Below are 22,966 nucleotides of genomic sequence, written 5' to 3'. Positions count from 1 at the left end.
CTATTTCTCCTTATGCAGATGCAATCCGCACTCTTTATGTTCTGGGTTTTCCCACCACCATCTGCCTGCTCTGATGTCTTCGCCTTCCTTGATGGCTCTTGTACACGGCTTACATCCGATGCTTTTAAAACCTTTAGCGTACAAGGCACTTTGTGGAATGTCATTTTCACGCATATAGCGCTCAACATCCTCATCGCTAAAATGAGCCAGTGGGTTGAACTTGAGAAGTTTGAAATTGTCATCAAACTCCATTAACTTTGTATCGCTTCTGGTGATTGACTGAGCGATTCTGATACCGCTAATCCAACCATGATAGCCTTTAAGAGCCTTAGCCAAAGGAACAAGTTTTCTCACGCGACAACACTCTTTGCGTAAATTGATATCATCAAAGATGCCGTATTCTCCAACTTTTTCTTCTAATGCCTTAATCTCTTCATCGCTTGCGCTAAAACTTTTAATCTCTACACCAAAAAATGCTTCGATCTCTTTTTGATAGGCTAAAGATTCCTCAAAAAGTTTATGCGTTTCAAGCGTAAAAACATCAAAATCAATGCCTGCTTTTTGCGCCAGTGAAATGTTGATGGCATCTTCGCTTTGATGGCTAAACGCCAATGTAACTTTAAGAGCTTTCGCTCCAACAAGTTCTTGAAGTGCATTAATCGCTTCTGCGATTTTGATTTCATAACTTTGACTCATATTTGATACTCAGGTTGTGGTTTTTCTCTACCAAAATTGATTTTATTCCACGCGCGTTCATGAAAATAGTAAAGCAATGTTTTGGTGATAAGCTCGAATGCTCCGATAGAAACAGCAGCAAGCGGGCTTCCTGTGACGATAAAACTAATCAACATGGTGTCAACAGTTCCAAGTGTTCTCCAAGAAATTGCTTTTGCAATACTTCGTTTTTTATGCTCAACCATGTTGCCTCCTTTAAAATTTTCAGAATCATACCATTTTAATCACCTATTGTCAAGTAAGTTTATAAAAATACTAATGTATAAAATAGCTTGTCGTCTCAATAGACTCTCAATTATGATAATACCGCATTTTACTGAAAGAATAAAAATCCCTAAAAATTAGAAAAATTGAGTAAAGATACTATAAAGTATAGTAAATCTATAAAGAATAAAATGCATATTTAACTACTAAATTGATAATAGTTATTATGTTTGTTTAAAGGTTTATTGGCATATTATTTCGACGAAAAAATAAATAAAAGGATTTTTATGAAACGTGGAATATCTTTTCTTCAGATGATAGTAGGTCTCAGTTTGGCCGTATCGATGGCATTTGCAAGCACAGAAGTCAATGTCTATTCGCATCGTCATTACGATAGCGACAAAGCACTTTTTAAAGCCTTTGAAGAAAAAAGTGGCATTAAGGTCAATGTGATTACGGCAAAAGCAGAAGAGTTGGTTTCAAAACTCAAAATTGAGGGCGCAAATAGCCCGGCAGATATGCTCATTACTTCGGATATAGGCAATTTATACGAAGCCAAAGAAGAGGGTTTACTTCAAAAAATCGACTCTAAAGTACTGAGTGCAAACATACCAGCCCATTTAAGAGATGCTGATAATGAGTGGTTTGGCTTGACAAAACGTGCACGTATTTTTGTGTATAACCCAGAGAAACTCTCCGAAAAAGAGCTTGGAAGTTACCTTGATCTTAGTGATCCAAAGTTTAAAGGCAAAATCTTAACACGCAGTTCATCTGCCGCGTACAATAAATCGCTCTTAGCGTCCATCATCGCAAATCATGGTGAAGCCAAAGCGTTAGAGTTTGCCAAAGGGTTAGTTGCCAATTTAGCCAGAGAGCCAAAAGGAAATGACAGAGACCAAATCAAAGCCGTGGCAAGCGGCGAGGGGGATTTAGCTATCGTCAATACCTACTATTTAGGTGTTATGCTGAACAGCAAAGACCCAAAAGATGTTGAAGTAGCTAAAAGTGTTAAGCTTTACTTTCCTGCTCAAAATGCCGAAGGTGCACACATCAACATCAGTGGTGCGGGTGTGACAAAGTATGCGAAAAACAAAGAAAATGCGATGAAGCTCATCGAGTTTTTAAGCAGTGTTGAGGCACAAACACTCTTTGCAGAAGCCAACCATGAATACCCTGCAAATCCAGCAGTCAAAGCTTCTGGTACGGTTGCAACGTTTGGAGCATTTAAAGAAGACACTTTACCACTCAGTGAAGTTGGCAAATACAACAAAAAAGCGGTGGAAGTCGCAACAAAGGCAAATTGGCGATAATGCAAAAACTTAAATACGCGCTAGCCCCTTCTTTGGGGCTACTCATTGCTCTACCTATTTTTGCACTGTTCATCTATTTTATGATACAAGGTAATGTTTCAGTTGCAAATTTTCATGCTTCAGAGCTTTTACTCTATGCAAAAAATACGCTTTTTATTCTCCTTGGAGCGGCTTTTTTAGTGCTGCTTTTGGGCATCAGTACAGCATTTATGAGTGCGCGTTTTGAGTACACAGGAAGCCGTTTTTTTACGCTTGCTTTTGTACTGCCTTTATCGTTTCCTGCCTACATCATCGGCTATACGTATGTGGGATTTTTTGAGTTTCATGGCATCCTTTCCACACTTCTAGGGCTTCCAAAATTTAAACTCGATATTTTAACTATCTACGGCGTTATCGCCATTCTCTCTTTTGCGATGTTTCCTTATGTTTACATCTTAGCACGCGTTTCGTTTGCATCTATCTCTTCAACCGTGGTTGAACTGGTTTCTCTAAAACAGCTTTCTCCTCTCAAAGCGTTTTGGAGTGTCTATCTGCCTTTGGCATACCCCGCTATTTTTGCAGGGCTTGTGCTCTCGTTGATGGAGGTGTTAAGCGATTACGGTACGGTAGCTTACTTTGGGGTTGATACCTTTAGTGTGGGCATTTTTAAAAGTTGGTTTGGCTATGGCAATTTAAAAGAGGCGATCAATCTCTCTATGATGCTTTTAGTCGTGGTGTTTGGTTTGATGTTTGGCGAAGCGCGCTTAAGAGCAAAGTTTCGGTTTATCAGCTCAACACACAGTGCCAAAAAAGCCGCGAAAATAAAGCTAAAAGGATGGAGAAATGTCATGATTTTTATGCTCTCACTGCTTATAGCCACAGTAACGCTTTTCATCCCTTTGGGTGTACTTTTGTACTGGTTTTATCTTGATTTTCACACCCTAGAATGGGAAACATTCGGTTATTTGTATCGCACGTTGAGTCTTAATGGCATTTCTTCTTTATGCATCATCGCTTTAGCGTTTATGATGGTCTATGCTTCACGGTTTTATCCAAGCAGATGGGGTGTGCTAAGTCAAAAACTCTCCATGCTAGGTTACTCCATCCCTGGGGCGATTGTGGGCATTGGCATTTTGCTTCTCACCAATTTTATCGACCAAAGTCTTGGAAAAGTGGTGCTTGGAGGCTCTTTTGTTGCGCTGGTTTTTGCTTATTTGACGCGTTATTTTGCTGCAAGTATAGGCTCAGTTGAAAACGGTTTTAGTAAGATCGACAAAAGCATTGATGATGCGACAAAGGTTTTTGGAACAGATGAGTTTGAGCGCATTTTTAGAGTCTATCTGCCTTTGATGCGACCTTATTTGCTCAGTGGTTTTTTGATTCTCTACATCGACCTTGCCAAAGAGCTTCCCGCAACTTTGCTTCTTAGACCCTTTAACTATGACACCATTGCGATTCGCATTTACGAACTAGCCAGTAACGAGATACTCTATAAAAGTGCTTTTCCATCGCTTTTATTGGTGGGCACAACCGCCATTGCTGTTTTATTACTTAATTCAAAATTTGTACGAGGTAGAAGATGAAACTTATCGTCACCATTGAAAATTTACACAAACGGTTTTGTAAAGGGAGCATTTGCGTTGCCAATGAAGTTACTTTCTCTATCCAAGAAGGTGAAATTTTTACCATTTTGGGCAGAAGCGGGAGCGGAAAAACCACGCTTTTACGTATGCTAAGTGGTCTTGAAACACCCGATAGTGGGAGAATTTGCATTGGTGATAAAGTCGTATTTGGTGCTAAAACAAACCTCCCACCCAATCAAAGAGACATTGCCATTGTATTTCAAAATTATGCCCTTTTACCGCACCTAAACATTGCACAAAACATCGCTTTTGGAAGTAAAGCGAGTAAAGATGAAGTGTTAGCGGTGATGCAAAAAACAAAGATAGACGCCCTTGCTTCAAAATACCCACATGAAATCAGTGGTGGTCAACAACAACGCGTTGCCCTTGCTCGTGCCATTTTGGATAAGCCCAAAATTCTCCTCTTAGATGAACCACTGAGCAACATTGACACCGAGCTAAGAGCCATTTTAAGGGCAGAGCTTAAAGAGATGATCAAACTCTTTGGCATCACAGCGCTTTTCATCACCCATGACAAAGAAGATGCGTTTTACCTCTCCGACCGCATCGCTATTATGGATGGGGGAGATATTTTGCAAATAGGCACACCTAAAGAGATTTATAATCATCCGACATCCCTTTATTGCGCCAACTTTTTAGGCAAAATGAATCTGTTACCACAATGCTTTATGCAAGGTGAAAAAGAGCTCTATTGCCGTTTGGATGCAGTGCGTTTAGGAGAGCATTTTGAGCACAAAGCACGCATAAGCGAGATAGTCTTTTATGGTAATTTTTACGAAGTCACCTTGGAATGTGAAAATGAGACATTGATGGCATATAGCTTTGATGATAGCCTAAGTGTAGGCGATACAATAGGGTTTGAGATTGATGCGAGTCGTCTAATACGTTTTGTTTAAAAGTAGATGCGAAACGTTGAGCCTTCATTTTCTTTTGAGTCTATTTCCAGTCTAAAGCTATTGGTTTTGCAGATGGTGTTCACGATGTCTAAACCAATGCCAAAGCCACCTTTGTCGCTATTAGCACGTTTATAGCGTTTGGTGATGTCGCCCAGTTTCGAGCTTTCTATACCAATGCCACTGTCTTTAACACTGAGCTTTTCAAAGTCAAGTAGCACTTCGATAGTTCCACCCAAACGGTTATACTTGATGGCGTTTGAGAACAGGTTATCGATAAGTTTGATGAGGCTCTCTTCGTTGATATGCAGGCTTTTTTCTTCCAGTGTGAGGCTTAGATCGATGCGTTTGCTCGCCATCAAATCCGCAAAATACTCGACTCTTTCCTCGATGAGTTTTTTGACATCGACATCGTTTTTCTCTTCATTTTGTTTGTCGTGCAGCAGCATGAAGCTTAGATTGCCATACAACGTTGCGATGCGTTTGGCACTGAGTTCAATACGTTTACGTTTTTTTTCATCCACATTTTTGAGCGTTCCAATGCTCATCAAAATTGCTGTAATAGGCGTATTGAGCTCATGTGTGGAGTCTTTGATAAAGGTATCAAGATGGTTGATCTCTTCTTGAATGGGCTTAAGAAATTGTTTGGCAAGTACGTAACCCAAAAATGTTGCAAAAGCAAGACTGAGTAAAAAATAGAGCAGCACTTGTGAATGAAGCGCATTCACCGCGCTTGAGATATGCATGTGCTTAAGAACAATGGTATGAATACCAAGATGCCCTTGTGTGCTCTCATCTAGGGTATAAAAACTATCATTTTCGAGGTAAAAGGTTTTGCTAAAATCAATAGGCTCCGAAAAACTGACATGTAAAGGTTTATTGTTTTCTCCAAAGAGTCCAAGTTGATACTCTTTTTCTAAACCAAAACATATCTCAGGAGCATTTTTAGCAAGACATTGGTGTAAGGTTCCATCTTCCATCATGTGCGCCGTGACGATTTTATGAGCGATGCTTGAAGCGGTGGCACGCATCTTAAGGGCATAATTTTCATGCAAGTTTTTAATCTCGATGGTGTAAAACATCCATGCGAGTAGGCAGATAAAGGCGTAAATAGAACCAAGGTAGATGAGTAAAAACCTCAAAAGTGAGCGTTTTTCATAAGCACTTAAAGCGATAACCTACTCCTTTGATATTCTCTATAAGACTCTCAAGCCCGAAACTACGCAAGTTTTTGATGTAGGTACGAAGCGTTGAATGTGTAGGTACTTCATCAAAACGCCACACCTCTTCGATGATCTCTTCAAAACTCAAAAGACGATTTTGATGCGCTAAAAAATACTCCAAAAGCTGTGCCTCTTTTTTGCGAAGATTGTACGTTTGCTCAGGTGTGATGATCTGAAAATTTTGCGGATCGTAACTGATCTGCGGTGCTAAATGCACAAGGGTGTTTTCTTCGATATGATGCAGTTTTTTGGTACGTTCGATGCGTACCAAAAGCTCTTCAAGCTCAAAGGGTTTTTTGAGGTAATCCTCCGCTCCCAAGGCAAAGCCTTTTTTCACATCGCTGATTTGATCCAATGAGGTGATGAAGATGACAGGTGTCGTGATGTTCGCGTCTTTGAGCGTTTTTAAAAGCTCAAAACCACTCAGGCTTGGAACATTGATGTCTAAGACCAAGATGTCAAATTTGTTTTCAAAAATGGCATCAAGCGCTTCTTTACCATCGTAGAAGAGTGTCACATGCAAGCCATGTTCGACTAAAAACTCTTCAATAATTTCGCTAAGAATGGGGTCATCTTCTAAGAGTAGGATTTTCATAAAAGGCATTATACATGAAAATTAAAAGAGATATTTCAATTACAATGCTGCACCCACAACGACACTCCACTCGCGAATATTCCAGCTTGTGACAAGACCGTTTTGAACATAGGGGTCTTGTTTGACAAATGCTTCTACTTGTGCTTTATTTTCGACTTTAAAGATAAGAATAGCACCATCTGCGGGATTTGCAAAAGCACCGCCAAGAAGTAATTCTCCACTCTCTACGAAAGAGGTTGCGAGGGCAAGATGCGCCTCTCTAAAAGGAACACGTTTTTCAATGATGTTATCAACATAGTTGTAAAAAAGAATGTAATACATAAGTATCCCCTCTGAAAATTTTTTATGTGTTATATTATACCCGCTCCACAAATATTCCACACACACTTTTTATACTTCTTGCATAACTTTACAAGGAGTAAGTGATGAAGAAGATATTAGGAATGTTCCTAGCGGTGGCGTTAAGCCTTGGTAGTGCTTTTGGTGCAGAAGCGCTTTCTAAAAAAGGTATGGCAGGCAATTTAGAAGTAGAGTACAGTACGCTAAAGCCTATCTCTCAGGGGATGAATCTCATCAAAGTAAAAGTCATGGATGGCGCTAAAGAGGTAAAAGATGCGAAAGTGAGCGTCATCGCTTCAATGCCAGCAATGCCTGGAATGCACGCTATGGAAGAAAAAGCAGATGCTGTATATAAAGACGGTGCGTATGAAGCTAATGTGATCTTCTCTATGAACGGTACATGGCAGATTAACATCGTGATAGAGAGCGCTGATGGCAAAAAACAGCGATTAAAATCAAGTGTGAACCTCTAATGAAACGAGCTCTTTTAGTCGTAGCCTTTGCGGGCTACGCATGGGCTCAAAGTGAGCTTCTCTCTTTAGCCTACAGCCATAACCATGAACTTAAAGCGCTTGAGTCAGAACTAAGTGCTCTCGAAAAAGAGGTTGATCTAAGCAAGATTTGGGAAAATCCAACTCTCAATTTGGGTGTAAACGATATTTTCTTACGTGAGCCGCTTATTCGAAATCAAGAAGCCCAAAATGAGGCTATTTCACTCTCTCAAAAAATTCCGTTGGGTGGAAAGCTTGACATCAAAGAGTCGATTGCTCTGCAAGATGTTGCTATCAAAAAGTTAGAGCTTCAAACCAAAAAGCTAGAGATGCAACAAGAGATTGCTACGCTAGAGCAAACGTATGTGCGCATCACGCAAGATTTAGCATTGGTTGCAAAGTATGAGAAAATACTAGAAGATCTTAAAAACGCTCATCTTGCTTACAATACCACCAGCGCGCACTATGTCGATACGCTGAACAACACGATTTTGCAGAAAAATCTCTCCATAGAGAAAAAAACACTGCTTAAAGAGAAGGCTTCGCTTGAGCGAAAACTAGAGAGTATTTTGGCGACTTCTATGCCTGAATGGCATGCAAAAGAGGGGCTTTTGAGCTATGGGCTGAGTGATGAAGAGAAGCGTTTGGAGAAAGCACCTAAGTTACAGCTTCAAAACCTTCAAAGTACAAAAGAGCTTTTAAATTTACGCTATGAAAAAGCGACCAAAATCCCTGATGTCACCATTAGTTTAGGTTACAATCGAAGACAAGGACGAGATGACTACGCCTTTTTAGGCTTTGAGATACCACTGCCTATCTATGGCAAAGAAAATCTCTCTATTCAAAAAGCAAAACTGACCCATTCAGCTTCAGAGCAAAGTGTCTTAAATACACAAAAACAGCTTCTTTTTGAACTAAAAGACGAGTTACTCAACAAAGAGTTGCAATACGACAAAATCGCTCTTTCTAAAGAGGTGTTGCATGAAAATCAGAAGATGTATGAAGTGCTTCAAAGTACAGCGCTTTCTCAAAATGACGCTCTTTTGAGCCTTTTAAATGTCCTAACGCAAATGCTTGAAGCCCAAAAACAGATCAACGCCAATACCTTTGCGTATAACGAGTCTATCATCAAAATTTACACGCTTTTAGGAGAGCCATTATGAAATACACCCATCTTATTTTAACAGCGCTTTTACTTTTAGGCTCCCAGCTTGACGCTAAGCAGATGTTTAACGTCAAAACCATCGAAGTGAAAAAAGTCCTTGAAGGCTCCGCTAAAGAGTTTTATGGCTACACCAAAGCCAATGAAGAGAGCGTGAAAGAGGTCGCACTTCGTTATGACGCGTTTATCGAACAGCTTTATGTCAACAAGAGTTTTACCAGTGTTAAAAAAGGCGAACCGCTTGCGAAACTCTACTCGCAGGAGATTTACACTGCGGAGTTGGAGCTCATCAATGCGCTACGCATCAAAAGTGACAGTATGGTTCAAAGCATTACCCAAAAGCTCAAACTCTTAGGGGTTGATGAAAAGACCATCGCGAAGATTATTGCTGAGAAAAACGTACCTGAAAATATCACCATCGTTTCGCCTTACAATGGCATCGTAACAGCCAAAGCTATCAATCAAGGCTCATTCGTTCCTAAAGGGACAAAACTCTACGAGATAAGCGACTATACGAATTTATGGCTTATCGTGAAAGTCTATGAAAAAGACCTTGAGTTTGTAAAGAAAGCGCAAAATGCCGACATCTTTTTTGATATGCATTCAAAACCGTATAAAGCTAAAATCGATTTTATCTACCCTAAAGTCGATCCACAAACTAAGAGTGTGGATGTGCGTTTGGTCATCGATAATAAAGAGCTTGAAATCTACGAAAACGCTTTTGCAAAAGCGCGTTTTGGTACTGCTAAGCGAGAGTACCTCGCCCTTCCAAAAAGTGCGGTGATGACCAAAGGTGCGAAGACGAGTGTTTTTGTCAAAGGCGAATTTGAAGGCGAGTATGAGCCACGTGAAGTTGAAGCAAAACGCCTGAACAACGACACTTTTGAGATTATCTCTGGACTGAAAGAGGGCGATGTGGTTGTTGCAAACGCGCTCTTTATGTTTGATGCCGATGCCCAAAATAACGGAGGGGGAATGCAATGATAGAGTCTATCATTGAAAAGAGCGTCAAAAACAGGGCGCTGCTTCTTCTAAGCCTCATTATTGCTGCTTTTGTCTCTTTTTGGGCGATAAAGCAAACACCTTTAGATGCTTTACCCGACCTCACGCCACCGCAAGTCATCGTAAATGTGAAGTACTTGGGACAATCGCCAAAGATCATTCAAGATCAGCTCATTTATGAACTGACCAATGCGCTGTTATCGGTGGCTAAAACCAAAACCGTACGCGCGTTTACCTCGTATGAAAATGCCATAGTGTACATCATCTTTGAAGAGAGTACTGACCTTTACTGGGCGAGAGATAGGGTGAATGAAGTCATCCAAAACGTCTCTAAAAATGCTCCTAAAAATGCGACCATCAAGCTAGGACCCGATGCAACGGGCATCGGCTGGGCTTTTGAGTATGCACTCACTTCTAAAAACAGAAGTTTAGATGAACTTAGAAGTATTCAAGACTACCTTTACCGTTACGCGCTTTTAGGCGTGGAAGGGGTAAGTGAAGTGGCAAGTGTGGGTGGTTACGTGAAAGACTATGAAGTCACACTTCGCCCAGATGCCCTCTACAAGTACGACCTAAGCATCGATGATTTGATGAACGCACTTTCTAAAAACAACAGCGATTTGGGTGGTCGTGTGGTACTTGAAAACGGTTTTGAGCAGATCATTCAAGCCAGAGGTTTTTCAAGATCACTGGATGATCTCTCTAACAGCACCATTAAAACGGTGAGTGGCATTCCGCTTAAACTCTCTGACATCGCTGATATTCGTGTCGTTCCAACCTATAGAAGTGGTATGGCAGAGCTCAATGGCGAGGGTGAAGTCGTGGGTGGTGTCGTTGTTGTACGTCACAAAGAGAACGCGTACAAAGTTATCCAAGCGGTAAAAGAGAAGCTTTCACAGTTGCATGTGAGTGACGTGGAAGTAGTTACGACGTATGATCGAAGCGACCTGATAACAAAAGCGATTAATAATCTCAAACGAGCCCTCTTAGAGGAAAGTATCGTTGTTTTGGCAGTCGTTATGCTTTTCTTGCTGCACTTTAGAAGTGCACTTGTTGTTATCATCGTTCTACCACTGACCATTGCTTTAACCTTTTTATGTATGAAACTTTTTGGGCTAGAATCAAACATTATGAGCTTAGGTGGTATTGCCATAGCCATTGGTGCAATGGTCGATGCGTGTATCGTGATGATTGAAAATGCCCATAAAAAGCTCTCATACACTGAAGTCAAAGACGAAGAGGAGCGCAAAGCTCTCATCATCGCTTCATCCAAACAAGTAGGACGTCCTATCTTTTTTGCACTCTTACTGATTGTGGTGAGTTTCTTACCGATTTTCGCGCTCTCAGGACAAGAAGGGGCACTCTTTAAACCGCTTGCCTACACGAAAACCTTTGCGATGCTGATTGGTGCGTTACTCTCTATCACGTTGGTTCCACTTTTGATGCTGTACCTCGTCAAAGGCCAAATCCTTGAAGAGCATAAAAATCCGCTCAACCGTCTTTTCATTTGGCTCTATGCACCACTTTTAAAACTGCATATGCGTTTTTGGTATGTTGCTATAGCCCTATTTATGGGCTTTTTGGTGCTTGGGTATCACACTTACACCAAACAGCGTTGGGAGTTTATGCCGCCACTCAATGAGCAGACGTTTATGTATATGCCTGTAACGCCTTTTGGCATCAGCATAGAGATGGCAAAAGAGTATGCACAAAAGAGTAACGAGGTCATCAAAAGTTTTCCAGAGGTTGAAAGCACGTTTGCTAAAGCAGGGCGCGCGGAGAGTGCTACTGACCCCGCACCGCTCTCGATGATCGAAACCATTATACAGCTCAAACCAAAATCGCAGTGGCGAGAGGGTATGACGTATGAGAAGCTAAGAGATGAGATGAACGAACAGCTTCAAATGCTGGGGCTTACAAATTCATGGACATATCCAATTCGTGGGCGTATCGATATGCTCATTACAGGTATACGTACCCCTCTTGGCATTAAACTTTACGGTGACAATGACCAAGCGTTGGAAGAGAGTGCGAACAAAATAGCAAGTGTGCTTGCAAACTATGAGGGAACCAAAAGCATTTTTGCGGACAAAGCCAATAGCGGCTACTACCTCAATATGACGTTAAAGCCTGAAAATATCGCTGCGTATGGGATTACAAAAGAGGAAATCCTTAATTTCGTGGATAATGCCATCGGTGGCTCAAAAGTGAGTACCTTTTACCAAGGCATTGAGCGCTATGCGATTACATTAAGGCTGGAAGAAGAGAGTAGAAAAGATCTGAATGCCATTGCGGAGCTTCCCATCAAAACAGCGTATGGGTTCCAGCGTTTAGGGCATTTTGTGGAACTTAGTTACGATGTAGGAGCGAGTGAGCTGAAGTCTGAAATGGGCAAAAAAGTGAACTACATCTACATCACCCTAAAAGAAGGCTTTTCATCTAAAACCTATAAAGAAGAAGCGAGTAAAATTTTAAAAGAGAGTGTGGAACTTCCAACAGGTTTTTACATCGGTTGGGCAGGGGAGAGCGAGTACTTAGAGAGTGCGATGGAGCGCTTGCAGTTTATCTTGCCTCTCACATTGCTCATCACGTTTATGCTCATTTACTTAGGACTGAGCTCGTTTAGAAATGCGCTTTTGGTCTTTTTGACCTTACCACTTGCTGCAGTAGGTGGGTTTTTGTATGTGGACTATTTGAATTATAATCTTTCCATTGCCGTTATCGTGGGCTTTTTAGCGCTGATTGGTATAGCGGTGGAGACGGCGATAGTGATGATTATCTACCTTGAAGAAGCGATGGCTCATGTGAAAGAGCGAACAGCTAAAAATGTTCAAGAAGCCATCTTTGAAGGAGCAGTACTGCGTGTTCGCCCAAAACTGATGACCGTTTTTGCGATTCTTGGAGGACTTTTACCCATCATGTGGCTCGATGGCGTGGGAAGCGAAGTGATGCAACGCATCGCCGCTCCGATGATCGGTGGTGTGGTAAGTTCAGCGATACTCACGCTTTTGGTTATCCCAGTACTTTACTATATGCTACAAAAAAAAGAGGGTTAACCTAGATACATGTAAGGAGAAATCCTTACATGTTTTTTAGCCTAAAAGCGATTTTGCACACTCAGCTACAACGGCTTCTGGAGCGTGTTGTAGTCCTTCTTTCATGCCTTTGGAGGTAGCGTCTGGATAGATTTCAAATATTTTTGCTTTGTAGCCCGCCCAAATTTCCTGCGCGACATCTTTTGTGTCGGCTTTATCGAACACTTGGTTTTGTGTCATTTTGGTATCCATAGGACCTGGAAAAACTTCATAGACGTCGATGTTCTTGAGGGCAAACTCTGCTCGTAATGCTTGTGTTATCGAGTGCAATGCACTTTTAGATGCAGAGTATAATCCCATAATAGGTAAATTAACCAACGCTAAAATCGAAGTGACATTGATGATAGCACCATGTTTTGCGATTTTATTTTCAAAAGCACGACACATTTTTAGTGTTCCAAAAACATTGGTTTCAAAATCACTTTTACATGGTTCTAGAACTCTTTTTTCACTATTGACACCAGCGTTATTGATCAAAATATCAATCTCATTGATACTCGCAGCCAAATTTTCTACACTGTCACTTGCGGTTATGGTAAGGTTATGAACTTCCACTCGCGGATCAAGCGTTTCTAATGCCGATGCATTTTTAAAATTGCGAACACAAGCGTGAATTTTTTTGGCATTTAGTGCAAGTGCCTCTTTAACAAGTGCCATACCTAGGCCACCATTGGCTCCTGTAATTAAAATAGTTTTGTTGGTTAACATACGGATTTTCCTTCTAAATTATGATGTACTTTGTTGAGCAATGCAATTAGCATTTTTGTTTCTTCTTCACTAAAGCCTTGCGTCAACTGTGCGTTAAATGCTTGTGAGAGAGGAATGATGCGTTCAACCAATGCTATTGCATCTTGGGTCGGAACCAGTTGAAACGATCTGCGATCATTTGGATTTTCGATACGTTTTAAAAATCCTTTTTGTTCTAAGCGATCGATACTTCGAGTGATATTGGCTTGATCTTTGTAGGTTGAGTCAGAAAGCTCTTTTTGCGTCAGTCCGCTGCGTTCAACCACTCGAAAAACGAGTGACCATTGTTCTGGTGAAATGTCGTATTCTTTGAGATAGTTATTGAAATGCGCTTTGGAAAGTAATGCCGTTTTGTTTAAAATAAAACCTAGAGAATTGTCCATATCAAATTTCATCTTGACTCCTTGATGTACATTATAGCAATCAAAAATTTAGTTGTCAAGACAAGTATTGATAAGTCAACTAAAAATAAAAAGTGCTTTCATAAGTAAGGTTTACCTCTTTTGGAGATGCTTCAAAATGACTTTTACTTTTGAGAAATACTGATAAATTGTGTCAAAATTCTCTGTAAACTCCCTTCTTCAATGTGTTTATCATAGGTCGTTAAAATCTCTCTTGGCGCAACAATGGCTCCTAGTTTTGAAAACTGTGTCCTCATCGCGTTGCAAACATCATTTCCAGTAATTCCTGAGTGCGTCGCTAGTTGAACGTATTTCAAGGTGAAGAGTTCTCTGAAATTCTCACCGCTTCTAGATAACCACGCGATGACATTGGTTAAAACAGGAGGAATGGAAAAGTTATATTCAGGTGCTACAATGATGTACCCAGTGGCATTCTTCATTGTGTTTGAGAGTTCAAGGATTTTACTTGGAATGCCATCGTTTGTCTCTTTGAAAGAGTCATACAAGGGTATGTTTAAATCAACTAAATTGATAATCTCACTTTGGATTTTCATAGCTTCCAAATGGTTTTGAATCAGTTTTGCTAACTTCATGTTTTCATTTAAACTGGCAACTAAGATGGTATACATTGTGTATCCTTTAGCATCAAATTATAAAAGAAATTGTATTACGAGTGAGTGACAATGTCAAGAATATTTAAGGTGGATAGGGTGTGATTTCACACCCTATCACTAAGATTAAAAATACTCTTCAACTTTAAAGAGTGTTAAAAGACCTAAAATAGCAAAAATAGCCGCGGCAACACTGTGTACAAGGCGCATCGGGATTTTGCTGGCGAATTTATTGCCAATGAAAACAGCAGGTATGTCGGCAATGAGCATGCCAAGTGTTGTTCCAGCAACAACGAAGAGGGCATTGCTAAAGTGTGCTGCCATAGCAACGGTAGCGACTTGTGTTTTGTCGCCCATCTCCGCTAAAAAGAATGTAATCAGCGTAGCACCAAACACGCCAAATTGTTTTGCGATTTGTGTCTCTTCTTCCTCAATTTCATCGGGAATAAGCGTCCAAATAGCCATGGCGATGAATGAACCACCGAGTATCCAACGAAGCAATTCAGGGCTTATCACCGTCGTAATCCAAGCACCTAAAGCACCTGCTAATGCATGATTGAAAATGGTAGCGACCAAAATACCAAAGATAATAGGCAGTGGTTTTTTAAACCGTGCGGCTAGAAGAAAAGCGAGTAGTTGCGTTTTATCGCCGATTTCGGCTAAAGCGACAACACCAGTAGAAATAAGTAGTGAATCCAAGTAAGTCTCCTCTGTTACTTTATAAATACATTGTGACATCAACCATTGAGTACAAAGCATTTACAAAGCGTAAATATTTTGTAGCCAAAAGTCTTGCCAAGTTTTTCAACCGCTTGCACCATGAGTAAAACTCAATTATGTTGATACAAGCCAACTTCTTTGATAAAGAAGAGCGACTACTCCCTAATGACGAGGATGGAAGTATATAAAAAGGTATGTTAGATGTTGATTAAAGTGGGGAACGTGAGTTTAGAGTTAAAAATCAAGCTCTGACCCTTGGCTTCTATAGTGATACCAGTGCTTTACTATAAGTTGCAGAAGATAGAGGTGTGAATTTAACTGCGTAGTATTTTCTCCATTGAATAATTGGTAAGGATACACCCATTCCTTACCAATGTATTTTCACGTATCGTTCTAAATCCTCGTTTTTCAAAAAAAGGTTGAATAATAAATGATGCCTCAACGTAAAGGCGTGGAAGTTTTTTCTCATAAGCATATAATTCAATATAGTTATAGAGGTGTGTCATAACTCCGCATTTTTGATAATGTGGATGTGTGTAAGCACAATCAATATGACCATCATCTTCTAATTCTATAAAACCAACAATTTTGTTCTCAACTAATGCTAAAAGAGGCTGGGTTATCTTTAATCGCTCATGCCATGCATCATAATTTGGAGGTGTTGGAGCCCAAGCCTCTTGTTGCTTTTCTGTATAAATAGAAGGATCGATAGCATGAACACTTGCGTGATAGAGATCTGCAATCTCACAAAAAGAACGAAAGTTGTAAGGTACAATAGCGATAGGTTTCATTTAACGATTTTGAACTTCGCTTACATACGCCTCAGCCGCTTGTTTTCTAAGCACCGCTGCGACCTCTTTATCCACAATCGTTTGCCCAATCGGAGCAAGGGAAATAACGGCGAGTTTTAAGTGCTGGATGGCAAAAGGGATGCCGATGATGGTGATGGCACACGCAAAGGCAGACATAATGTGTCCGATCGCCAGCCAAAATCCCGCGAAGATAAACCACACAATGTTACCAATAAGTCCTAGCGTTCCTGTGCCGATGTCCTCTTTTTGATGCAGAGCTTTTCGGCTGATGGACTCTTTTCCAAAAGGGAAAAAGGTAAACTGACCGATGACAAAGCACGCTTTTGCCCAAGGAATGCCGATGATGCTAATAAGGGCAATCACGCCAAAAAACCACCATGCCAATCCCATGAAAATACCACCAAACAAAAACCAGATGATGTTACCAAGCAGTCTCATATGCCAACCTTGTTTTTTTGAGGTATTGTACTAGAATATGGGTTAATGGTAAAACGTCGCAAACTCACTAAGGGCAATGCGAGGCGTTCGATAGCCATTGATGAGCGCTTCTTTGTCCTCATAGCCCATGGCAATGCCACAGAGTAAAAGTTTATTTGATGCAACGCCTAGTTCTTCTTTCACAATGCTTGGAAATTCAGCCAAGGCGGCTTGTGGGCAGGTCGCTAACCCTTTTTCTAAGCTACTCAGCATAACAGACTGCAAAAACATACCATAGTCGAGGTAAGAGCCTTTCTCTAAACTCGCATCGATAAAAAAGTAGAGTACGACGGGCGCGTCAAAGGCACGGTAGTTAAGTTTCCATTGCTCCATTTGTCGTTGCTTGTCCTCTTTGGCGATACCTAGTGTGCTGTACATCAAAAGTCCTGTCTCTTTACGCCTACTTTGATAAGGCTCTTCCCACGTGGAAGGGTAATAGGCATAGTCCATCACCTCTTTATGCCCGCTCTCAAAGGCTTCGATGACTTTTTGTTCTAGTGTGCGTTTTTTCTCACCACTCACAACACACACATGCCATGGTTGCATATTGACGCCCGAGGGTGCATACTTGGCATCTTCAAGGATCTCTTCTATAAGTGCTTGTGGTACGGCTTTAGGTAAAAAAGCGCGTGTTGATTTTCGTGTTTTGAGTGCTTCCGATACGGTCATCATCTAGCCTTTTCGTGTTTTATGTATTGTATGAAACTTTCTTGAAATTAAATGAGACAGCTTAACATTAACTTCCATTTTTTAGAAAGAAAACATGGGGTATAATTCTTTTTTGTTGAAAGGATGTACCGTGGCTTCAGCAGTTGACTTTTCCATTATGGCGCTTTTTCTCCCTACGTTCTTTTTTGTCTCGGTAACACCTGGTATGTGCATGACGCTTGCGATGAGCCTTGGCATGAGCATCGGCTTAAAGCGTACCTTTTACATGATGATCGGCGAGCTGATCGGTGTTGGCATCGTAGCGCTCTCTTCGGTGGTGGGTGTCGCGGCAATCATGATCAATCATCCTGATATTTTTACCATTTTTAAGTACGCAGGCGGACTTTACTTAGGCTTTTTAGGGGTACAACTCTGGCTAAATCGTGGGAAAATGGCACTTTCCAATACCGAATGTTCTGTAAGTATCTCCGCAACCTCTTTAGCACTTCAGGGTTTTGTAACAGCTATTGCGAACCCAAAAGGCTGGGCATTTTTCATAGCACTTTTGCCACCTTTTATCAACCAAGCAAAACCGCTTGTACCTCAAATCTCTGTGCTGTTAGCCATTATTTTAACGCTTGAATTTATCTGTATGATTATCTATGCCAGTGGCGGCAATACTTTGCGAAAATTTTTGCAAAAAGGGGACAATGTCAGGCTGATGAACCGCATAGCTGGTACTTTGATGCTCGGTGTTGGGGTATGGTTGGCGCTTGGGTGAGAAATTCTCACCCCTTAGTTTAAACGTTTTGCCAAGAGACTCATCTCTTTTTCAAAAACCTCAAATTTTTTATCCAACTGTGCTCTAATTTTCGTTTTTTCTGCAGGTGCTAAAAACGAGTAGTCGATGCTGTTATACACATAAGTTTTGATGGTTTTGTAGCTTGGATGGTAGCGACTTGCAAGCAAAACATACTCGTGGCTCAGGTTAGCTCTTGAAACACCTGAATCATCGGTAGAAATGACGATAGGCACACCATAAGTGGCATAGATGGAGTAGGGGTGTTCACTCTCTTTGACGCCTAAAATAAACTCATTGCTTGTAAGATTTATCTCTATGGCTGCATATTTTTTCAATGCTTCTAAAAGTAAAAGCGGCTCTTTTTCATACATGACATCCACACCATGACCGATGCGTTCTGCACCTGCGATGTTACGTGCTTGCGATATGTGAAAGAGAAGCTCTTTAGGCTCAACCATACCCAGTGTTAACTCTCCTGCATGAAGCGTGCGGTGTATATTGGGGTATTTTGTCATCAAGTAGTTAAACATACGCATATGAAGCGTGTAGTCATTAATCGCTATAGTGTTGTTTTCAGGCGCTACGATATTGACCCCCACAAGAAGTGGAGTACTTTGAACGGCTTTATAACCAGCGAGAAGGTCGGTATAAACTTGTAGAGGCTCAACTACTCTGATAGCATAGGTTTGGTAACGCATTGTAAAGGTTTCTGTGTCAATACCTTGGTGTCTTCTCTCTAACTCTTTTACAAAGTTTTGCACTTTGGCATTAAACGCTGGGCTATGTTCGTACACGATACTGATACGCTCTAACAAAGCGTTGACTTCTTCTTGTGTAGAAGCATTGCGCAGTTCGTTGTTAAACATTTTGATTTCATCGGAGTTAAAAAACTCTGAACTGCTAAGTCCAACACGTGAGAGCATACTTTCGATGTAGGAAACATTTTCATTGATGGCACGTTCTTTGATGATGTTCAAGCCTACATCCATGTATTGGTCTGAGATAGGTGAAAAATAGCCAAATGTGTTGAAAAAGTTGCTATCTGGCGGTAGTTGCTCGTGGCTGTGGTTGGAAAAGTCTTTGTCTGACCACAATGTGAGTAGTTTGCGATAAAGCGTGTCATTGGCGATGAGTTCATCAACGCTAAGGGCTTTACAGCCATCATTATTTTTTATTGGAACGATTTTGAAAGTACAGCTATCGATATACCAGTGTTTGTTCTTTACCCACTCAAGATAAGTTTCCACATAGATAGAGCCAGAGTAATGGTGGTGTAAGTCACCGCCTTTTGGCATTTGTGTGAAAAAGAGGTTCAGTAGTGCGATATTGGGCACATTGGCATCAAAGGAGCGCTCATAAAGTGCTGAAGTTGCGCCTTCATTGTCACCTTGTGGCAAATTGGGTGCTATGGTACATCCTACAAAAAGAGAGAGTAGTAAGAAAAGACTGAGGTGTTTGAGATAATGCATGGTAACTCCTTGCATGTGAAACGTTTTAGAGGTTTAAGCGCGCAATACGCTCATTAGCTTCTATAATGCGCTCAAGCGAAATCGCACCATTTTTTACTTGTGCCATGATGGTTTCTACGATCTCATCCGTTTTGGTTTGAGACAGTTGGTTGCCAAAAAGAAGCATATCAATGCCCGAGTTTATCGCCAAGGTCACGGTCTCTTTTAGCGTATAAAACTTTGAGATTGCTTCCATCTGCAAATCATCACTTATCAAGACACCATTATAGTGCATTTTTTCTCTCAAAAGCTTTGAATTAATGGCATAAGAGAGTGTTGCTGGGTAGGTTGCATCAAGCTTTGCGTTATAAACATGCGCAGACATGATCATAGAAACGCTGTTGGAAGCGATAAGCTTTTGGTACGGCTCTAGCTCCCTTTCACTCCATGTTTGTGTGACATCCACAAACCCCAAATGTGAATCGCCTAGTGAAGAGCCGTGCCCTGGAAAGTGTTTTAGCACGCTGATAACACCCTTGCTTTTAAGTGCATCGATAAACACTTTGGCAAATTGTGTAACGGTTTCACTCTCTTTTCCATACGAGCGTTCTAAGCCTACAATAACGCTATTTTTCTCATTAACTGCTAAGTCCACTACGGGTCCAAAATCACAGTTGATGCCATTGTCTTTGAGCATCTGTGCCATTGCGTTATAAACATTTTTAACATGTTCAAGAGAGGTTTTAGAGAGTGTAAAAGCGGAAGGGATTTCTACAAAACCGTAACTAGGCTTGAGTCTTGCAACTTTGCCACCCTCTTGGTCGATGGAGATGAGCAGTGGTCTTTTTGCATAGTATTTGAGTTGTTTGGTAAGCTCTTTTAACTGTTCTGGTGAGCTAATGTTTTTGGTACGATTTCTCTCTTTATAAAATCGATCAAATAAAATGACACCACCCAGCTCATACGTTTGCAGCTCTTTGATGATGGGACTTTGTGCGTTAATGGTTGCATCATCAAATCCAACAACGAGCATATGTCCTATCATTTTTTTGAGTTCAGCATCATTGGGGAGTGACCATAAAGAGCTTATAAGGGTAAAAATAAGGAGAAAAAAACGCACCACTATCCTTTTTTAGGACATTATAGCGCAGTTACGATTTTCTAGACTTGAACCTCACCGCTTGGTGCAGAGGGTTTTGGATGCACTGCAGTTGATAATCAACCATCGCATGAAAAGGAGAAAGAAACGCTTCAAATTTTGTTGGCTCGATGGTTTCTATCTTCCAGTGTGTGAGTAGCTCCAAAACCGTAAGTGTGGACTCGATGGTAGATAAACAGTACTCTAAAGGTTGCTCTTTGATCTTAAACTCCGAACGCTTCGTCGAGTCAAAACTAATGTGTGCAAGAGCGTGTAAATTCTTACTCTCACGCATCATTTTCAGCGAACACGCCCATGTCGAATCAATCAGAAAAATTGCCATAGGTTTTTTAAGAGGTAAAGTTTTATCTGTCAAAGGATTTTCGTGACTGAGGTTAATGGCGTGTTTAGAAGGGTAGAGAATGAAACTCTCATGTGTTTCGATGATCTCGTTAATGCGAGCATTGTCGCTAAAGTCGATGCCCATAAAAAGCTCAGAATTAGGGAGTGAGAGATGGGTGAAATGCCCCGTGCCATTTTTGGTTTTTTTAAACTCTTTGGGGTGCATCAAAACGATGAATTTAGTCTGTGTCACGATGGGTCTAATGTGTTCACACATACAGGAGCTTTTAGGTCTGTGACACGTATAACATTTTGCTCTATCACCGTAAATTGTCTGCATTTAAACTAATGTAATCCCCATAAATTCAAGTAAAGATAGTGCCTCAAATCGGCTAAAGATAGCTCCTTTGAGATGGTTTGTGCGTAGATCAAGTGTAACATTGTGTGCATCAGTGAAGTTGGCGCCTTCAAGATGGGTGTTGCCAAAGAGTGTGCCTTTGAGATCGGAGCCTCGAAAGTCCGCTTTTTCAAGTATGGCATTTTGAAAATCCACTTCGGTGATACGGCAGTTTCTCATGATAATTTCGCTAAGTTTTAAGCCAAAAAAATTGCTGTCATTCAAAAGGCAGTCGTGAAATTGTAGAGGTTCGATGGAGAGAAGACTCTCCCAGTTTGCCATCGTCCAGTCGATGCCGATCATTTTGCATGAAGAGAAGGTAACACCATTCATTTTGGTATCGGTGAGTTTCATAAGGCTAAGGTTACAGTTTTCAAAACGACACCCGATAAATCTGCACGAAGAAAAAAAGGTTTCGCTAAAGTCGCACGAGACAAAGGTGCAGTCGTCAAACTCCGCTTTAGTGATTTTTTGCTTGTGCAGATTCTCACCTGTGAAATTTTCTGCAAAGACATCCATTTTATCGGTTATAGAAGAAATCATCTTGTAAAACTTAGTGACGTGTAATGTCTTTATAGATTGCCATCGCTAGGGCTACAGCTTCTTCTCTCTCAGACAGAGAAAGGCTCGGAAAAAAAGAGCTCAACCCTTGTTTATGATTGGTTCCTAAAAACTCGAGCATAAGCGCATAGCCTATAATGAAGCCATCTTTTTGTTCAAAGTTTTCGTGGAAACGTTCAAGAAGCCTTCTTCTTGCGTGTGCCCATTTTACAATGAACTGTTTGATGAGCTCTTTGTTTTTTTGAATGGAGTTTTGAATCTCTAGTATCTCTTTATAGGTGGTAAATGTGTTGATGATGTTCAAAAAGAGACTGATGTTTGCCTCTTGCATCTGTTCTGAAAAAGAGAGATTGGTTAAGTTCAATGTTTCGATAACATAGGCTTCTATCTCTTCTAGATCGTTTGATTGCTCGATGAACAGTTTAAGGCTTTCGGCGTTGATATCGGTGTTTTCAAACCCTTGTTTGGAGAGGTTTTCAACATAGTTGTGAATGTCAAGTTTGAGTCTGCTAAATTCATCATCGGCAATTTCAAGTATGCTTGCGATGCGTGAAAATTTTCTGCGAAATTCTCTAGGAACGGCGATGTTGGATTTGTAGCCAATATCATGTTCTATCTCCGCCCATGCGTGCTGAAGAATGGTGCGCACTTGAATTTCAAATTTGAGATCTTTATAGTTTTTGTATTCTCTAAGTTGCGCTCTTTCATCGTTGATGGAGCAGATGATGTGGTAAGAGAGGTAACCAAAACGATCAGGATCTAAGATTTTCTTTTTATCGATGGAGTTCACTTCATCTATTTTAAACTCTTTAAAGAGAAGGGCTACAATTTTTTCAACATCGATTTCAAAATAGCTGATAATACGACAACCTACAATATCAGTGATTTCACCTAAATCTTGGTACTTGTTTTTACCATCGATCTTTTTTGCTAAGCTGCTTTTTTCTTTAACACGATTTTCGATGGAGTGGTAAGAGATTTTCTCTTGGTCAAGCAACTCTTTGATGAGGATGTTCATCTTGTCACTAAAACTTTCATACTGCTTGAGTCCTTTTTCGTACTCTGTGATGAGATGATGTTTGTTGTTTTCCAAAATAAATCCTTTTTAAACGCCTTCGCGTACAAGATGCATTAAATTATTTTATAGTATGGGAGCTTAATATAGTCAGCCAAAAATAGAAAAGCTTTTCA

Annotated in this window: 25 protein-coding genes and 1 riboswitch; of the genes, 8 read left to right on the top strand and 17 right to left on the bottom strand. The window is 40.7% G+C overall.

From position 1 onward, the window contains the following. Together UCH001_RS12315 and UCH001_RS12310 are read right to left on the bottom strand one after the other, a co-directional pair. Window positions 1–696, bottom strand: coding sequence for a phosphoadenylyl-sulfate reductase (locus UCH001_RS12315; RefSeq protein ID WP_067178276.1), 696 nt, complete (start codon window positions 694–696; stop codon window positions 1–3). Next, a complete protein-coding gene (locus UCH001_RS12310; protein ID WP_067178274.1) occupies window positions 693–920 on the bottom strand; it encodes a DUF2061 domain-containing protein in 228 nt (75 codons plus the stop codon). The genes UCH001_RS12315 and UCH001_RS12310 overlap by 4 nt, the downstream gene beginning before the upstream one ends. Window positions 921–1,226: 306 nt before the next feature. On the opposite strand from UCH001_RS12310, the gene UCH001_RS12305 reads away from it, so the two are divergent. From UCH001_RS12305 to UCH001_RS12295, 3 genes are read left to right on the top strand one after another with little or no spacing between them, the layout of a single operon-like run. Then, window positions 1,227–2,249, top strand: coding sequence for a Fe(3+) ABC transporter substrate-binding protein (locus UCH001_RS12305; protein ID WP_371258008.1), 1,023 nt, complete (start codon window positions 1,227–1,229; stop codon window positions 2,247–2,249). Next, on the top strand, window positions 2,249–3,811 hold the full coding sequence (locus UCH001_RS12300) for an iron ABC transporter permease (RefSeq protein ID WP_067178273.1): 1,563 nt from the start codon (window positions 2,249–2,251) through the stop codon (window positions 3,809–3,811). Before UCH001_RS12305 ends, UCH001_RS12300 begins: the two co-directional genes overlap by 1 nt. Continuing rightward, window positions 3,808–4,767 (top strand): ABC transporter ATP-binding protein, encoded by a 960-nt coding sequence (locus UCH001_RS12295; protein ID WP_067178271.1) that lies wholly within the window; start codon window positions 3,808–3,810, stop codon window positions 4,765–4,767. The genes UCH001_RS12300 and UCH001_RS12295 overlap by 4 nt, the downstream gene beginning before the upstream one ends. On the opposite strand, the gene UCH001_RS12290 is transcribed toward UCH001_RS12295, so the two are convergent. From UCH001_RS12290 to UCH001_RS12280, 3 genes are read right to left on the bottom strand one after another with little or no spacing between them, the layout of a single operon-like run. Then, window positions 4,764–5,906 carry a HAMP domain-containing sensor histidine kinase gene (locus UCH001_RS12290; RefSeq protein ID WP_067178269.1) on the bottom strand — a complete coding sequence of 381 codons (1,143 nt, stop codon included), beginning with the start codon at window positions 5,904–5,906 and terminating at the stop codon, window positions 4,764–4,766. The genes UCH001_RS12295 and UCH001_RS12290 overlap by 4 nt on opposite strands. A 13-nt stretch (window positions 5,907–5,919) precedes the next feature. Then, window positions 5,920–6,582, bottom strand: a complete 663-nt coding sequence (locus tag UCH001_RS12285; RefSeq protein ID WP_067178267.1) for a response regulator transcription factor — start codon at window positions 6,580–6,582, stop codon at window positions 5,920–5,922. A gap of 39 nt (window positions 6,583–6,621) precedes the next feature. After that, window positions 6,622–6,903: a YciI-like protein gene (locus UCH001_RS12280; protein ID WP_067178265.1), complete on the bottom strand. Its 282-nt coding sequence runs from the start codon at window positions 6,901–6,903 to the stop codon at window positions 6,622–6,624. A gap of 104 nt (window positions 6,904–7,007) precedes the next feature. On the opposite strand from UCH001_RS12280, the gene UCH001_RS12275 reads away from it, so the two are divergent. From UCH001_RS12275 to UCH001_RS12260, 4 genes are read left to right on the top strand one after another with little or no spacing between them, the layout of a single operon-like run. Then, entirely contained in the window at window positions 7,008–7,394 is a 387-nt protein-coding gene (locus UCH001_RS12275; RefSeq protein WP_067178263.1) for a FixH family protein, read from the top strand. Next, complete coding sequence (locus UCH001_RS12270; RefSeq protein ID WP_067178261.1) at window positions 7,394–8,575, top strand: TolC family protein; 1,182 nt, start codon at window positions 7,394–7,396, stop codon at window positions 8,573–8,575. The genes UCH001_RS12275 and UCH001_RS12270 overlap by 1 nt, the downstream gene beginning before the upstream one ends. Beyond that, complete coding sequence (locus UCH001_RS12265) at window positions 8,572–9,558, top strand: efflux RND transporter periplasmic adaptor subunit (RefSeq protein WP_067178259.1); 987 nt, start codon at window positions 8,572–8,574, stop codon at window positions 9,556–9,558. Before UCH001_RS12270 ends, UCH001_RS12265 begins: the two co-directional genes overlap by 4 nt. Beyond that, complete coding sequence (locus tag UCH001_RS12260; protein WP_067178257.1) at window positions 9,555–12,632, top strand: efflux RND transporter permease subunit; 3,078 nt, start codon at window positions 9,555–9,557, stop codon at window positions 12,630–12,632. Before UCH001_RS12265 ends, UCH001_RS12260 begins: the two co-directional genes overlap by 4 nt. 36 nt (window positions 12,633–12,668) lie before the next feature. On the opposite strand, the gene UCH001_RS12255 is transcribed toward UCH001_RS12260, so the two are convergent. The 7 genes from UCH001_RS12255 to UCH001_RS12225 form a co-directional block, all read right to left on the bottom strand. Further along, window positions 12,669–13,379, bottom strand: a complete 711-nt coding sequence (locus UCH001_RS12255) for an SDR family NAD(P)-dependent oxidoreductase (RefSeq protein ID WP_067178255.1) — start codon at window positions 13,377–13,379, stop codon at window positions 12,669–12,671. Beyond that, the gene (locus tag UCH001_RS12250) at window positions 13,373–13,813 is read right to left on the bottom strand and encodes a MarR family winged helix-turn-helix transcriptional regulator (RefSeq protein WP_067178252.1); all 441 of its coding nucleotides are present in this window, start codon (window positions 13,811–13,813) and stop codon (window positions 13,373–13,375) included. Before UCH001_RS12250 ends, UCH001_RS12255 begins: the two co-directional genes overlap by 7 nt. Window positions 13,814–13,944: 131 nt before the next feature. Next, window positions 13,945–14,448, bottom strand: coding sequence for an NADPH-dependent FMN reductase (locus tag UCH001_RS12245; RefSeq protein WP_067178250.1), 504 nt, complete (start codon window positions 14,446–14,448; stop codon window positions 13,945–13,947). Between the two features lie 108 nt (window positions 14,449–14,556). Next, window positions 14,557–15,129, bottom strand: a complete 573-nt coding sequence (locus UCH001_RS12240; protein WP_067178248.1) for a TMEM165/GDT1 family protein — start codon at window positions 15,127–15,129, stop codon at window positions 14,557–14,559. Between the two features lie 75 nt (window positions 15,130–15,204). Continuing rightward, window positions 15,205–15,326: riboswitch (yybP-ykoY riboswitch) on the bottom strand. 138 nt (window positions 15,327–15,464) lie between these two features. Next, entirely contained in the window at window positions 15,465–15,941 is a 477-nt protein-coding gene (locus UCH001_RS12235; protein ID WP_067178246.1) for a GNAT family N-acetyltransferase, read from the bottom strand. Then, entirely contained in the window at window positions 15,942–16,400 is a 459-nt protein-coding gene (locus UCH001_RS12230) for a YccF domain-containing protein (RefSeq protein ID WP_067178243.1), read from the bottom strand. A 42-nt stretch (window positions 16,401–16,442) separates the two neighbouring features. After that, a complete protein-coding gene (locus tag UCH001_RS12225) occupies window positions 16,443–17,108 on the bottom strand; it encodes a nitroreductase (RefSeq protein ID WP_067178241.1) in 666 nt (221 codons plus the stop codon). Between the two features lie 130 nt (window positions 17,109–17,238). On the opposite strand from UCH001_RS12225, the gene UCH001_RS12220 reads away from it, so the two are divergent. After that, window positions 17,239–17,868 carry a LysE family translocator gene (locus tag UCH001_RS12220; RefSeq protein ID WP_067178239.1) on the top strand — a complete coding sequence of 210 codons (630 nt, stop codon included), beginning with the start codon at window positions 17,239–17,241 and terminating at the stop codon, window positions 17,866–17,868. Window positions 17,869–17,882: 14 nt separating this feature from the next. Here the strand turns inward: UCH001_RS12220 and UCH001_RS12215 are convergent, their stop codons facing one another. The 5 genes from UCH001_RS12215 to UCH001_RS12195 form a co-directional block, all read right to left on the bottom strand. After that, window positions 17,883–19,358, bottom strand: a complete 1,476-nt coding sequence (locus tag UCH001_RS12215; RefSeq protein ID WP_067178237.1) for an adenosine deaminase — start codon at window positions 19,356–19,358, stop codon at window positions 17,883–17,885. Between the two features lie 25 nt (window positions 19,359–19,383). After that, window positions 19,384–20,457, bottom strand: coding sequence for a glycoside hydrolase family 3 N-terminal domain-containing protein (locus UCH001_RS12210; RefSeq protein WP_082705729.1), 1,074 nt, complete (start codon window positions 20,455–20,457; stop codon window positions 19,384–19,386). A 31-nt stretch (window positions 20,458–20,488) separates the two neighbouring features. After that, window positions 20,489–21,094, bottom strand: a complete 606-nt coding sequence (locus UCH001_RS12205; RefSeq protein WP_231963939.1) for a tRNA-uridine aminocarboxypropyltransferase — start codon at window positions 21,092–21,094, stop codon at window positions 20,489–20,491. Between the two features lie 63 nt (window positions 21,095–21,157). Then, a complete protein-coding gene (locus UCH001_RS12200) occupies window positions 21,158–21,757 on the bottom strand; it encodes a pentapeptide repeat-containing protein (protein ID WP_067178233.1) in 600 nt (199 codons plus the stop codon). Between the two features lie 10 nt (window positions 21,758–21,767). Then, the gene (locus UCH001_RS12195) at window positions 21,768–22,868 is read right to left on the bottom strand and encodes a GTP pyrophosphokinase family protein (protein ID WP_067178231.1); all 1,101 of its coding nucleotides are present in this window, start codon (window positions 22,866–22,868) and stop codon (window positions 21,768–21,770) included. Between the last annotated feature and the right edge of the window lie 98 nt (window positions 22,869–22,966).

This window comes from Sulfurospirillum sp. UCH001, from assembly GCF_001548035.1.
In the GTDB taxonomy this organism is placed as follows: domain Bacteria; phylum Campylobacterota; class Campylobacteria; order Campylobacterales; family Sulfurospirillaceae; genus Sulfurospirillum.
Note: the sequence above shows the minus strand (reverse complement) of the source record. Positions and strands in the feature narration are given on the sequence as shown.

What these genes read in the sequence shown, in the direction of transcription:
- UCH001_RS12315 (WP_067178276.1), bottom strand. Translation starts at nt 696, where the DNA reads ATGAGTCAAAGTTATGAAATCAAAATCGCAGAAGCGATTAATGCACTT.
- UCH001_RS12310 (WP_067178274.1), bottom strand. Translation starts at nt 920, where the DNA reads ATGGTTGAGCATAAAAAACGAAGTATTGCAAAAGCAATTTCTTGGAGA.
- UCH001_RS12305 (WP_371258008.1), top strand. Translation starts at nt 1,227, where the DNA reads ATGAAACGTGGAATATCTTTTCTTCAGATGATAGTAGGTCTCAGTTTG.
- UCH001_RS12300 (WP_067178273.1), top strand. Translation starts at nt 2,249, where the DNA reads ATGCAAAAACTTAAATACGCGCTAGCCCCTTCTTTGGGGCTACTCATT.
- UCH001_RS12295 (WP_067178271.1), top strand. Translation starts at nt 3,808, where the DNA reads ATGAAACTTATCGTCACCATTGAAAATTTACACAAACGGTTTTGTAAA.
- UCH001_RS12285 (WP_067178267.1), bottom strand. Translation starts at nt 6,582, where the DNA reads ATGAAAATCCTACTCTTAGAAGATGACCCCATTCTTAGCGAAATTATT.
- UCH001_RS12280 (WP_067178265.1), bottom strand. Translation starts at nt 6,903, where the DNA reads ATGTATTACATTCTTTTTTACAACTATGTTGATAACATCATTGAAAAA.
- UCH001_RS12275 (WP_067178263.1), top strand. Translation starts at nt 7,008, where the DNA reads ATGAAGAAGATATTAGGAATGTTCCTAGCGGTGGCGTTAAGCCTTGGT.
- UCH001_RS12270 (WP_067178261.1), top strand. Translation starts at nt 7,394, where the DNA reads ATGAAACGAGCTCTTTTAGTCGTAGCCTTTGCGGGCTACGCATGGGCT.
- UCH001_RS12265 (WP_067178259.1), top strand. Translation starts at nt 8,572, where the DNA reads ATGAAATACACCCATCTTATTTTAACAGCGCTTTTACTTTTAGGCTCC.
- UCH001_RS12260 (WP_067178257.1), top strand. Translation starts at nt 9,555, where the DNA reads ATGATAGAGTCTATCATTGAAAAGAGCGTCAAAAACAGGGCGCTGCTT.
- UCH001_RS12255 (WP_067178255.1), bottom strand. Translation starts at nt 13,379, where the DNA reads ATGTTAACCAACAAAACTATTTTAATTACAGGAGCCAATGGTGGCCTA.
- UCH001_RS12250 (WP_067178252.1), bottom strand. Translation starts at nt 13,813, where the DNA reads ATGAAATTTGATATGGACAATTCTCTAGGTTTTATTTTAAACAAAACG.
- UCH001_RS12245 (WP_067178250.1), bottom strand. Translation starts at nt 14,448, where the DNA reads ATGTATACCATCTTAGTTGCCAGTTTAAATGAAAACATGAAGTTAGCA.
- UCH001_RS12235 (WP_067178246.1), bottom strand. Translation starts at nt 15,941, where the DNA reads ATGAAACCTATCGCTATTGTACCTTACAACTTTCGTTCTTTTTGTGAG.
- UCH001_RS12230 (WP_067178243.1), bottom strand. Translation starts at nt 16,400, where the DNA reads ATGAGACTGCTTGGTAACATCATCTGGTTTTTGTTTGGTGGTATTTTC.
- UCH001_RS12225 (WP_067178241.1), bottom strand. Translation starts at nt 17,108, where the DNA reads ATGACCGTATCGGAAGCACTCAAAACACGAAAATCAACACGCGCTTTT.
- UCH001_RS12215 (WP_067178237.1), bottom strand. Translation starts at nt 19,358, where the DNA reads ATGCATTATCTCAAACACCTCAGTCTTTTCTTACTACTCTCTCTTTTT.
- UCH001_RS12205 (WP_231963939.1), bottom strand. Translation starts at nt 21,094, where the DNA reads ATGTGTGAACACATTAGACCCATCGTGACACAGACTAAATTCATCGTT.
- UCH001_RS12200 (WP_067178233.1), bottom strand. Translation starts at nt 21,757, where the DNA reads ATGATTTCTTCTATAACCGATAAAATGGATGTCTTTGCAGAAAATTTC.